Genomic DNA, 11,065 nt, shown 5'->3' on the forward strand with positions numbered 1-11,065 from the left:
TAGACGTGGGGCGCGCCGCGGGCGTCCACCACGTGGGGGGCCGTGGGCAGCGGAGGAGGTTTAAGAGACCCGCCCCCCGGGGGGGGGGGGAAAGTCGGGCTTTTCCCCGGCCGGGGCCCCGGGGCGGCCCCCCGGCCCCCCCCGGCCCAAATCCGGCGCCCCGCAGCTCGCCCCCCCCCCCGCCCCGACCCGCGGCGCCAGTCCCCCCGCCTCGCCGCCCGATCCCGCCGGCGTCGCCGCCAGCCCGTGCCCGCGCGCCACGGCCGCCAGGGCCGCCGGCTCGGCCGCCGCCCCGTCGAAGCCGACGGTGAAGACCGTTGCGCCCGTGTCCTTCAAGGCGGCGAAGAAACCACCCGCGTCCTTGTTCGCCAGCATGCCGCAGATCAGGGCCAGCGGACGCGGCGCCCGCGTCTGACGCTCGGCCAGAAACGCCGCCAACGCCCGCCCGGCGTGGGGATTATGCCCCCCGTCCAGCCACAGTTCGGCGTCGGCCGCCTTCGCCGCCTCGCCATACGGACCGGCCGAAATCCTCTGCAGCCGCGCGGGCCAGCGCACGGCCTTCAGCCCCTGCGCGATCGCCGCCTCGGGCAGGTCCAGCTCCAGGGCCGCCGCCACGGCCACGCCCGCATTGTCGATCTGGTGCGCGCCCGCCAGGCCCGGCGCCGGCAGGTCCAGGAACCGTTCCTGGTTCTGGAACACCATCCCGCCCCGCTCGGCCCAGGCGTCGAAATCCACGCCCATGCCCGTCAGCGGCGCATGGACCGCCTGGGCGGCGCGTTCGATGGCGGCCATGGCCGCCTCCTGCTGGCGTGCGATCACGCCCGGCGCCCCCGCCTTCAGCACACCGGCCTTCTCCGCTGCGATCCCGGCCAGGTCAGTGCCCAGGAACTCCGCATGGTCGTAGTCGACCGGGGCGATCACGCTCAGCAGCGGCCGTTCGATCACATTGGTGGCGTCCAGCACCCCACCCAGCCCGACCTCGACGATGGCCAGGTCGGCCGGCGTCTCGGCCATGGCCAGGAAGGCGGCGGCTGTGGTGCTCTCGAACACCGTCGCCTCGCTGCCCGTCTCGGCCATCGCGGCCTCGATCCGGTCCAGCACGGCGTTCAGCGCATCGTCCTCGATCAGCCGACCCGCCAGCCGGATCCGCTCGTTGAACCGCACCAGATGGGGCGAGGTGTAGGCGTGCACCCTCAGCCCCGCCGCCTCGGCGATGGCCCGGATCATCGCGACCGTGGACCCCTTGCCGTTCGTCCCCGCCACATGGACCACCGGCGGCAGTCTATGCTGCGGATCGCCCAGCGCCGCGCACAGGGCCTTCATCCGATCCAGCGACAGATCGATCCTCTGCGGATGTCGCGCGCGCAGCCGCTCGGAAATCGGGTCCAAGGCCGTCAGGCCGCCTGACGGTTTCCGCCCATCAGCATGGACAGGATCTGGCCCAGGACGCGCGGCAGGTCGGCGCGCACGACCACCCGGTCGACCATGCCCTTTTCCTGCAGATATTCGGCGCGCTGGAAGCCCGGCGGCAGTTTCTCGCGGATGGTGGCCTCGATCACGCGCGGACCGGCGAAGCCGATCAGGGCGCCCGGCTCAGCCAGATGCACGTCGCCCAGCATGGCGTAGGAGGCGGTCACGCCGCCCGTCGTCGGATCGGTCAGGACCACGGCGTAGGGCAGGGTCGCGGCCTTCAGCTCCTGGATGGCCAGGGTGGTGCGCGCCATCTGCATCAGCGACAGGGCGCCTTCCTGCATCCGCGCCCCGCCGGCGGCGGTGAAACAGACCATCGGAACCTTGCGGGCCACGGCCTCGCGCGCCGCCTTGATGAAGGCCTCGCCCGCCGCCATGCCCAGCGACCCGCCCATGAAGGTGAAGTCCTGGACGATCACCACAGCTTCCTGGCCGCCGACGACGCCATAGCCGATGGCCATGGTGTCCTTGCGCCCCGCCGCCTTGCGCGCGGCGCTCAGCCGGTCCTTGTACGGCTTGCCGTCCGAGAATTTCAGCGGGTCTTCCGGCACATCCGGCGTGTCGATGGACTCATACTGACCGCCGTCGAACGTAGCCTTCAGCCGCGTCGGCGCGTCGATCCGCATATGGCGGCCCGACGGCGTGACCCACAGCGAGGCCTCCAGATCCGAGCGATACAGCATCTCGCCGGTGTCGGGGTCCTTGACCCACAGATTGTCGGGGGTGTCGCGACGCGACACGATCTTGCGGACGCCGGGCGCGAAACGGCTCAGCCAGCCGCCGCGCTTTTCCTGGGGTTTGTTCTTGTCGACCATGGGCGGGCTCTTAGACGGTTTCCGCCAGGGATGCACCAGTCCGCACCGACCGAACCGCATCGCCCAGCGCCTTGACCCGGGCCAGAACGCGCGGCGCGGCCGGTTCCCCGGCCTCCAACGCCGCCGCCACCTCGTCCACCAGGGCCGACCCGACCACCACCGCATCGGCCACCCGCGCGATCTCGGCCGCCCGCTCCGGCGTCTTGACCCCGAAGCCGACCGCGACCGGCAGGCCGGACGCCTTGCGCACCCGCTCCACCGCCGGGGCCACCACCTCGGCGTTCGCCTCCTTGACGCCCGTCACGCCCGCGACGGCGACATAATAGACAAAGCCCGACGTGCCCTGGACCACGATCTTCAGCCGTTCGTCGTCCGAGGTCGGCGTCGCCAGACGGATCAGCGAAATCGAGACCTTGTCCAGCGCTTCGATCAGGGGCCCGGCCTCTTCCGGCGGGCAGTCCACCACGATCAGCCCGTCGATGCCGCAGTCGGCCGCATAGGCGGCGAAGGCGTCATAGCCCAGGCTCTCGATCGGGTTCAGATAGCCCATCAGGATGATGGGGGTCGCGTCGTCGCCCTTACGGAACTCCCGCGCCAGATCCATGGTCGAACGCAGGCCGAAACCCGCCTTCATCCCCCGGATCGCCGCCCGCTGGATCGGCGGCCCCTCGGCCATCGGATCGCTGAACGGGAAGCCCAGTTCGATGATGTCAGCCCCGACGGCGGGCAGGCCGCGCAGGATTTCCAGAGCCTCGTCCCGCGAGGGATCGCCCCCCATCACATAGGGAATAAAGGCCGCACGGCCCTCGGCCTTCAGCGCGGCGAAACAGGCGTCGATACGGGCGGTGGTCATTGCGGCGTGGTTTCCGAAGCGGGCTTCTCGGCGGCGGGCTGGGCGCAGACGTCGCCGGGCACGACGGCGAAGCCCAGATAGGCGGGCAGTTCGGCGACGGCGGTCTTGGTGGTGTCGTAGAAGGCGACCATCTGCATGCCGTCGCAGCCGCCGGCCTCGCGGCGCTTGACGAAGACCACGCGGTTCTCGTCGCCGCCCGCCGCCAGCCAGCCCTTGGTCGCCAGATCGGCGATGTAGGCGTCGGCCAGGGCGCCGACCTGCCCCAGGGGCGCGGTGACGCACCAAGCGCGGCCGGCCAGATTGTTCAGCCCGCCGCAATCGGCCGACAGTTCCGCGCCCGGCAGCAAGCCGACATCGGCCGGCTGGCCTTGAGCGGCCGGGGGCGCAGGCGCCTGGGCCTGAACGGCGGTCGAAAGGCTCAGGACGGCGGTCGCCGCCAGAAAGCTGCGGATCACAGTTCCACTCCCAGATGTTTGGCGACCTGGAAGATGTCCTTGTCGCCCCGGCCCGACATCAGCAGGACGATATCGCCGCCCTTGCCGACTTCGCGCGCCACTTCGCCCGTCCGCGCCAGGGCGTGGGCCGGTTCCAGCGCCGGAATAATGCCTTCCAGCTTCGAGCACAGCTGGAACGCCTCCAGCGCCTCATTGTCCGTCGCCGAGCGATACTCGGCCCGGCCGATGTCGTGCAGCCAGGCGTGTTCCGGCCCGATGCCCGGATAGTCCAGACCGGCCGAGATCGAGTGGCCCTCGACGATGTTTCCGTCGTCGTCTTGCAGCAGATAGGTCCGGTTGCCGTGCAGCACGCCCGACCGCCCGCCCTTCAGCGACGCCGCATGGTCCGGCGTATCCAGCCCGTGACCCGCCGCCTCGACCCCGATCAGCCGCACGGTCGCGTCGTCGATGAAGGGGTGGAAGGCGCCGATGGCGTTCGACCCGCCGCCGATACAGGCCACGACGGCCTCCGGCAGCTTGCCCATCCGGGCCATCGACTGGGTCTTGATCTCCTTGCCGATCACCGATTGGAAATCGCGCACCATGGCCGGATAGGGGTGCGGACCCGCCGCCGTGCCGATGATGTAATAGGTGTCCGAGACATTGGTGACCCAGTCGCGCATCGCCTCGTTCATCGCGTCCTTCAGGGTCGCGGCGCCGGCCGTGACCGAGAAGACTTCCGAGCCGAGCAGGCGCATACGGAACACGTTCGGCTGCTGCCGCTCGACGTCCACCGCGCCCATATAGACGGTGCAGGGCAGGCCGAACCGCGCCGACACCGTCGCGCTGGCGACGCCGTGCTGACCGGCGCCCGTCTCGGCGATGATCCGGGTCTTGCCCATGCGACGGGCGAGCAGGATCTGGCCCATGCAATTATTTATCTTGTGCGCGCCCGTATGGTTCAGGTCCTCGCGCTTCAGCCAGATATTCGCCCCGCCGAAATGTTCGGTCAGGCGTTCGGCGAAATACAGCGGGCTCTCGCGCCCGACATAATGGGTCAGGAAACCGTCCAGCTCGGCCTGGAAACTGGGGTCCGCCTTGGCCGCCTTATAGGCCGCGTCCAGCTCGTGGATCAGCGGCATCAGGGTCTCGGCCACGAACTGCCCGCCATAAGGCCCAAACCGTCCCTGCGCGTCCGGCCAGGCGTAGGCGTTGGACAGCGACTGGGCGGGATCAGGGGTCTGGATGGGGGTTTGAGCGTTCACGAGTCCAACTTTCACGCAGGGAGGCGTCGTAATTACGTCCGGCGCGCGTTTTGGATGAAGGCCGCGATCCGGTCGGCGTCCTTAACACCCGGCGCGCTTTCGACGCCAGAGGACACATCCAGCATCGGCGCCCCGGTGATCCGCAGCGCCTCGGCCACATTGTCGGGATTCAGCCCGCCCGCCAGGAACCAGGGATGGCGAAACGCCCGGTCCGCCAACAGGGTCCAGTCGAAACTATGCCCGACCCCGCCCGGCAGAACCGAACCCTCCGGCGGCTTGGCGTCGAACATCAGGTGATCGGCGTGATAATCCCATTCGTCGGCGGCGAAGAAGTCGTCGCCATGCCGGATCGGCAGGGCCTTGATCACCCCCGCCCCGGTCAGAGCCCGAACAGTTTCCGCCCGCGCCGGGGTTTCCGCCCCGTGCAGCTGGATGAAATCCGGCCTCAGCGTCCGCGCGATCTCTTCCAGCAAGGCGTCGTCCGGATCGACCGTCACCGCCACGATCTTCGCCCGCCCCCGCGCCCGTTCGAACAGACGCGCCGCGGCTTCCGGCGCCAGATGGCGCGGGCTTTTGGGAAACACCACCGCCCCCACGAAATCCGCCCCGCCGTTGAGGGCGGCGTCCAGGGTGTCGGCCGTGGTCAGGCCGCAGATCTTGATCTTGGTCGTCATGGCGCGATCACCTTCACCCCGTCCCGACGCGCGGCATCGGCCAGATCATGATCATAGGTGGCGAGATCGCATTCCAGCCGCTGCACGATGGCCAGGTGCAGGGCGTCCGGCGTCCGCAATCGCGGATGTCGGTGCAGCAGGAAGCGGCACGCCGTCACGTCCTCAGGCTCGACCTCTCTCACCGCCGCCGCACGATCCAGCCAGATGTTGAACTTCGTCTCCGCCAGATTCCGCTCGTCGGGATCCAGGCTTCGGCGGCGCACGTGATGCGACATGGCCGACGACACCTCGGCGATCGCCCTATCGACAGACGCCATCCAGGCAAGCACGGCCTCGCTCGTCTTCTCTTGCACGAACAAGGGAACGATGACGCTGGCGTCCAGATAGACGCTCACCGACCGCGTTCTTCCTTCATTTCCGCCAATGCCGCCGCCGTATTCACCGGCCCGCGACGCGGCTGTACGCGCACGCCTCTCAGCCATTCGATATCGTTCGGCCCATCGGGACGGATGCGGCGCGCCACGATCTTCACCTCGACGTCCGGATCGGGGCGGTCGATGATGACGGGCTCGCCCCGCTCGGCGGCCTCGATCAGACGGGCCAGGTCCGCCTGTGCTTCTGTCACCGAATAGTGGCTCATGCCCCCATCATATCGTCTTCGGGACCGGACCACAAAGGCCTGCCACCCGAGGTAAATAACGCCACCAGAATTCGCCACATGTCATCGCGGCATGGATCGTCAAACGCCGGTCGGTTCAGACGAAGATCGACGCAATCTCCTCCGGCGTCAGCAACCGCCACTGCCCCGGCGCCAGATCGGCCGGCAAGGCCAACCCGCCCAGCCGTTCGCGGTGCAGGGTCTCGACGTGGTTGCCGGCGGCGGCGAACATGCGGCGCACCTGGTGATAGCGGCCCTCCGTCACCGTCAGCAGGGCCTCGGTCGGGGACACGACCTCCAGCACGGCCGGCGCCAGCGGCTTGTCCTCGCCCTCCAGCACCAGTTCGCCCGAGGCGAACAGCGCCCCTTCCGTCCCCGTCAACGGCCGCGCCAGTCCGGCGCGATAGACCTTGGCCACATGGCGTTTGGGACTGATCACCCGGTGCAGCAGATCCCCGTCGTCGGTCAGCAACAACAGGCCCGTGGTCTGCTTGTCCAGCCGTCCGATGGTCGAGATGGCCGGATCGCGCGACCGCCAGCGCCCCGGCAGGATGTCATAGACCAGCGCCCCCTCTTCCTTGTGCGAACAGGTCATGCCCAGCGGCTTGTTCAGCAGGATCACCAGACCCTGCACCGGATCCAGCGGCTCGCCGTCGATCTCCATCCGCGTCGGCAGGTCGCGCGTCACCGGGATCCGCCTGGACACATCCGTCAGATCCGCCCCGTCCAGCACGATCCCTCCGGCCTTGGCCATCCGCGCCATCTCGGCCCGCGACCCATAGCCCATCGACCCCAGCAGACGGTCGACGCGAGAGGTGGGGACTTTTTTCATGCGCTATCGCCCTTCGGGCTGCTTGAGCGCGGGCTCACTTCACCGCCTCGAACAGCTTGTACCCGCCCGCATCCGCGACCAGCCTCACCCGGTTGAACGCCGTATTCAGCTCGGCCTCATAGGGCAGGTGCCGGTTCGCCACGATCCAGGCGACCCCGCCCTTCTTCAGCAATTCGGCCGCCTTCCTGATGAAGGCCTGGCCCAGCCGGCGATCCTCGGCCCCGCCATCGTGGAAGGGCGGATTGCTGACGACGAAGTTCAGCTCGCCGTCCGCCGCCATGGTGCGCACGTCGGCCCATTCGACGCTCGCGCGCGGATCTTCGACATTCTTCCGCGCCGCATCGACCGCCCGGCGGTCCAGATCGATCAGCCGCAGCGACGTCACCCCCGCCGACCGCAGGGCCACCGTCGCCAGCGCGCCATAGCCGCAGCCCAGATCGACGCCCGCCCCCTTCAGCGCCGGCATATGCTGGGCCAGCAGGGCCGAACCCGCGTCGATACGGTCCCAGGCGAAGACGCCCGGCTGGGACCAGGCCTCCAACCCCGGCACGATCCGCGCCGCCCCCTCGGCTATGGCTTCATCGATCCCGGTCAGGGTCTCGGGCTTGATCACAATACAGCGGCGGTGGTGCGCCTTGGCCGTCTCGCCCACCTCGACGCCGAAGCCAGTCAGCTCCTTCTTCAGCCGCGACCCGCCCTTGTCCTTGAGCGCCATCACATCCAGCCGCCCTCCGACCTTCAGCGCCCTCAGCGCCAGGGCCAGCGCATAGCGCCGCTCCAACACACCGGGCGGGGCGTAGATCATGACGTCATCGACCGAACCCTCGGGCACGGTCTCAAGCGCGGTGGAGCCGGGGATCAGGGGCGAGGTCTGGATCGCGGCGCCCGCTCCAGTGCTGGGCGGATCGAAGACGACCGGCGGTCGGCCGTAAAGAAGCGTGCTCATGCCCGCCCCTTAGAGGCAGACGCTGCAATTCGCCAGCGTCGCGGGACTCAGAACCCCGCCTGCAACAGCGCCAGCCCGACCACTCCAACCACGATTCGCCACCAGGCGAAGGGGCCGAAGCCGTGTTTGGACACGAAGTCCAGCAGGAACCGCACCACCACCAGCGCCGTCAGGAAGGCGGTCACGAAGCCCACCGCGATCAGGCCGACGTCGCTGAAATCCAGCGTCTTGTGGTTCTTCAGCAGGTCATAGGCCACCGCCGCCCCCATGGTGGGCAGGGCCAGGAAGAAGCTGAACTCCGCCGCCGACCGCTTGTCGGTCTTCAGCAGCAGGCCGCCGGCGATGGTGGCGCCGGATCGCGACACGCCGGGGATCATGGCCAGGCACTGGAAAAGGCCGATCAGAAAATAGACCCGCATCGGATAGGCGTTCGCGTCCAGCCACTGCGGCCGCTTGTCCATCCGGTCCAGCAGCAGCAGGAGGATCCCGCCGACGATCAGGGCGACGCACACCACCTGCGGCGTCTCGAACAGCACGGTCTTGATGAAGTCATAGGCTAGGAAGCCGATCACCACCGCCGGCGCGAACGCGACCAGCAGCCCGATCAGGAAGCGCCGCGCCTCCGCGTCGAAGGGCCAGCGCGTCGCCAGGGTCCACAGCCGCCTGAAATAGACGCTGACGATGGCCAGCAGCGCGCCCAGCTGGATGACGATCTCGAACGTCTTGCCCGAGCTCTGGAAGCCCATGAAATGGCCGAGCAGAAGCATGTGGCCGGTGGAGGACACCGGTATGAACTCGGTCAGTCCTTCGACCAGACCGAGAATGATCGCTGCAAGCCAGTCAGACATGATATCCCCGTGGGGCCGGCCCGCCTGACCGAAAAACGTCAGTGGGAGCCCGGCTCGGGCCCCACATAGCGCAATCTCGCCCGGATAGGCGAGCCGTCCGCCGCCTGATCCACAGCATGGGCCAGAAGGCCGATCAGACGCCCCAGCATCAACAGGTCCCCCGCCCCCGTCGGACCCAGGTCCAGTCGGCGCGCCGTCAGGGCCAGGGCCAGACCGAAGCCCGGCGGCAGTCCGCCCGCCGCCTCGCCCTCGGTCCAGACCGCCTTCAGGTCCGCCGTCAGGTCCGCCGCATCCAACAGGGCGGGGGCGCGCGGATCGACCCGGCCGAATTCCGTATCCGCCGCGAAGCCCGGCGCGCACCCCTTCAGCCCGATCCAGCGCCGCGCCGCGCCGGTCGGATCGCGCCGCGCCTCGCCGACATAGGCCACGACATCGTCGATTTCCGTCAGCGGCGTCCCCCCCAGGGTGGTCGCGCCCGCCAGAACGGCGCCGGCCAGGGGTGCGCCCCCGCCCGCCGCCGCCCGCGTCGCCAGGACCGCGTCGTCCAGGCCGGCGTCGGCGCCCAGCACCAGGGCGCGACGGATCAGATGACTGTCGCGTTCGGCCGCCTTGAAGCCGCGCGCCAGCCGCTGGTGAAGATACAGGCGGGGGCCCGGCCCGGGCCGGCGGTCCACCACCTCGCTCAGCAGAGAGGCGGCCTCGCGCTTGAGGCTGACGGGGTCATGAGTGCGAAGCGCCCGGTCCTCGATGGCGCGGCGGCCCAGCACGGCCAGGACCCGCCTCTGGGTCGATCCGCCGACGATGGGGTCGATGCGAGGCTTCAGATCGGCGAAGGGATTGGTTTCGCGGGCGTCCCACAGGGCGCGCGCCGCCGTCTCTATGGTCGCGGTCGCCGCCAGTTGCACCGCGTCCAGACCGCGATAGAACAGCCGACCGTCGGCGATCAGCGACACCGAGGACTGGATGTCCGCCTCGCCCCGCGTCGCCGCCCCCATGACCGGCGCCCGCACTTCGGGGCCATCCGCCTCGGCGCCGCCCTCGCCGCACAGCCGCGCCACGTCGGAGACGGCGTACAGACTGCGTCGGGGATCGGTGGGATCGGGTCGGGCGGCGATCCGGCCGCGACTGACATAGGCGTACAGGGTCTGGGCCTTGACCCCAAGCCGGGTCAGGGCCTCGCTCCGCGCGATCCAGCGTTCGTCAGCGCTCATGTCGTCCCCACGACTGATGCCCATCAACTATGTACGGCGTTCGACATAGCGCCGTTGTGTGTCCTTAACGCTAACGCACGCCGCAATCCAAAGGAGGCGCTCGAATTAGGGCCTGCGGTTGGCATTCCGCCACGATTGCGCGACAAGAGGCGGGAATGACGTCGCCCGCTCCTCCTCCCGCACCCGCGCCCCTTGAAGACGCTCATCTGGCCACCCGCCGCATCACGCGACTGTCGGTGGGGGTCGCTCTGGTGCTGATCGTGCTGAAGGCCTTTGCGTTGGGCGCCTCCGGTTCGGTCTCCATCCTGGCGACGCTGACGGATTCGGTGCTGGATCTGGTCGCCTCGCTGGCGACCTTCTTCGCCGTGCGCTGGGCCGCCACACCGGCGGACGAGGATCATCGCTACGGCCACGGCAAGGGCGAGGCCCTGGCCGCCATGGTCCAGGCCGGTCTGGTCTTCGCCTCCGCCATCTTCATCGGGTGGGAAGGGATTCAGCGCATCTTCGATCCGCGTCCCGTCACCTCCGGCGGCTGGGCGACCGGGGTGGTGATCGTCTCCATCGCCATCACCGCCTGGCTGGTCTGGATGCAGACCCGGGCCCTTAAGAAGACCGGCTCCATGGCCGTCGCCGGCGATCGCGCCCATTACGCCGCCGACCTGGCCGCCAATCTGGTGGTGCTGATCGGGGTGATCTCGGGCGCCTTCCTGGGGGCGCCCGGCCTGGACGCCGCCGCCGGCCTGGTGGTCGCCGTCTGGCTGTTCTGGGGGGCGACCGGCATGTTGAAGGCCGCCGCCGACCATCTGCTGGACCGCGCCGTGCCCGAGACGGACCGCGCCGCCGTCATCCACGCCGTCCTCGCCGACCCGCGCATCTCAGGCGTCCACCAGTTGCGCACCCGCATGGCGGGCCAGGTGATGATGGTTCAGATGCACGTCGATCTGGACCCCGACCTGACGCTGGACGCCGCCCACGCCATCGTGGTGGAAGCCGAGACCCGGGTGCTCAGCCACTTTCCCGCCGCCGACATCCCGATTCACGCCGATCCCCGCGGCCGGG

General features: G+C 69.4%; 13 protein-coding genes. 1 reads left to right on the forward strand and 12 read right to left on the reverse strand.

Going from position 1 to position 11,065, the window contains the following annotated elements; translation table 11 throughout:
* Window positions 1-60: 60 nt before the first annotated feature.
* From ER13_RS12920 to ER13_RS12975, 12 genes are all read right to left on the reverse strand, one after another.
* Entirely contained in the window at window positions 61-1,389 is a 1,329-nt protein-coding gene (locus tag ER13_RS12920; RefSeq protein ID WP_231492546.1) for a folylpolyglutamate synthase/dihydrofolate synthase family protein, read from the reverse strand.
* Window positions 1,390-1,394: 5 nt separating this feature from the next.
* Entirely contained in the window at window positions 1,395-2,285 is an 891-nt protein-coding gene (locus ER13_RS12925) for an acetyl-CoA carboxylase carboxyltransferase subunit beta (RefSeq protein ID WP_008263130.1), read from the reverse strand.
* 10 nt (window positions 2,286-2,295) lie between these two features.
* Entirely contained in the window at window positions 2,296-3,138 is an 843-nt protein-coding gene (gene trpA / locus ER13_RS12930) for a tryptophan synthase subunit alpha (RefSeq protein WP_035309828.1), read from the reverse strand.
* Entirely contained in the window at window positions 3,135-3,593 is a 459-nt protein-coding gene (locus ER13_RS12935; RefSeq protein WP_035309830.1) for a hypothetical protein, read from the reverse strand. Before ER13_RS12935 ends, trpA begins: the two co-directional genes overlap by 4 nt.
* Entirely contained in the window at window positions 3,590-4,792 is a 1,203-nt protein-coding gene (trpB, locus tag ER13_RS12940) for a tryptophan synthase subunit beta (RefSeq protein ID WP_196066414.1), read from the reverse strand. The genes ER13_RS12935 and trpB overlap by 4 nt, the downstream gene beginning before the upstream one ends.
* Before the next feature lie 77 nt (window positions 4,793-4,869).
* A complete protein-coding gene (locus ER13_RS12945; protein ID WP_035309832.1) occupies window positions 4,870-5,511 on the reverse strand; it encodes a phosphoribosylanthranilate isomerase in 642 nt (213 codons plus the stop codon).
* Complete coding sequence (locus ER13_RS17750; protein WP_052005090.1) at window positions 5,508-5,906, reverse strand: type II toxin-antitoxin system VapC family toxin; 399 nt, start codon at window positions 5,904-5,906, stop codon at window positions 5,508-5,510. Before ER13_RS17750 ends, ER13_RS12945 begins: the two co-directional genes overlap by 4 nt.
* On the reverse strand, window positions 5,903-6,151 hold the full coding sequence (locus ER13_RS18715; protein WP_035309834.1) for a type II toxin-antitoxin system Phd/YefM family antitoxin: 249 nt from the start codon (window positions 6,149-6,151) through the stop codon (window positions 5,903-5,905). Before ER13_RS18715 ends, ER13_RS17750 begins: the two co-directional genes overlap by 4 nt.
* Before the next feature lie 115 nt (window positions 6,152-6,266).
* Window positions 6,267-7,001, reverse strand: coding sequence for a pseudouridine synthase (locus ER13_RS12960; RefSeq protein ID WP_035309836.1), 735 nt, complete (start codon window positions 6,999-7,001; stop codon window positions 6,267-6,269).
* A gap of 34 nt (window positions 7,002-7,035) precedes the next feature.
* Window positions 7,036-7,947 carry a class I SAM-dependent methyltransferase gene (locus ER13_RS12965; protein ID WP_035309838.1) on the reverse strand — a complete coding sequence of 304 codons (912 nt, stop codon included), beginning with the start codon at window positions 7,945-7,947 and terminating at the stop codon, window positions 7,036-7,038.
* Between the two features lie 47 nt (window positions 7,948-7,994).
* On the reverse strand, window positions 7,995-8,795 hold the full coding sequence (locus ER13_RS12970) for an undecaprenyl-diphosphate phosphatase (RefSeq protein ID WP_035309840.1): 801 nt from the start codon (window positions 8,793-8,795) through the stop codon (window positions 7,995-7,997).
* A 38-nt stretch (window positions 8,796-8,833) separates the two neighbouring features.
* Entirely contained in the window at window positions 8,834-10,006 is a 1,173-nt protein-coding gene (locus tag ER13_RS12975; protein ID WP_035309851.1) for a citrate/2-methylcitrate synthase, read from the reverse strand.
* Between the two features lie 155 nt (window positions 10,007-10,161).
* Here ER13_RS12975 and ER13_RS12980 point away from each other — a divergent pair.
* Window positions 10,162-11,065 (forward strand): cation diffusion facilitator family transporter (locus tag ER13_RS12980; RefSeq protein WP_035309842.1); only part of this gene is annotated, 904 nt, incomplete at its 3' end.

The sequence above is a fragment of the Brevundimonas sp. EAKA genome (genome assembly GCF_000698025.1).
Taxonomy (GTDB): Bacteria; Pseudomonadota; Alphaproteobacteria; order Caulobacterales; family Caulobacteraceae; genus Brevundimonas; species Brevundimonas mediterranea_A.

What these genes read in the sequence shown, in the direction of transcription:
- ER13_RS18715 (WP_035309834.1), bottom strand. Translation starts at nt 6,151, where the DNA reads ATGAGCCACTATTCGGTGACAGAAGCACAGGCGGACCTGGCCCGTCTG.
- ER13_RS12960 (WP_035309836.1), bottom strand. Translation starts at nt 7,001, where the DNA reads ATGAAAAAAGTCCCCACCTCTCGCGTCGACCGTCTGCTGGGGTCGATG.
- trpA (WP_035309828.1), bottom strand. Translation starts at nt 3,138, where the DNA reads ATGACCACCGCCCGTATCGACGCCTGTTTCGCCGCGCTGAAGGCCGAG.
- ER13_RS12965 (WP_035309838.1), bottom strand. Translation starts at nt 7,947, where the DNA reads ATGAGCACGCTTCTTTACGGCCGACCGCCGGTCGTCTTCGATCCGCCC.
- ER13_RS12925 (WP_008263130.1), bottom strand. Translation starts at nt 2,285, where the DNA reads ATGGTCGACAAGAACAAACCCCAGGAAAAGCGCGGCGGCTGGCTGAGC.
- ER13_RS12975 (WP_035309851.1), bottom strand. Translation starts at nt 10,006, where the DNA reads ATGAGCGCTGACGAACGCTGGATCGCGCGGAGCGAGGCCCTGACCCGG.
- ER13_RS12945 (WP_035309832.1), bottom strand. Translation starts at nt 5,511, where the DNA reads ATGACGACCAAGATCAAGATCTGCGGCCTGACCACGGCCGACACCCTG.
- ER13_RS12970 (WP_035309840.1), bottom strand. Translation starts at nt 8,795, where the DNA reads ATGTCTGACTGGCTTGCAGCGATCATTCTCGGTCTGGTCGAAGGACTG.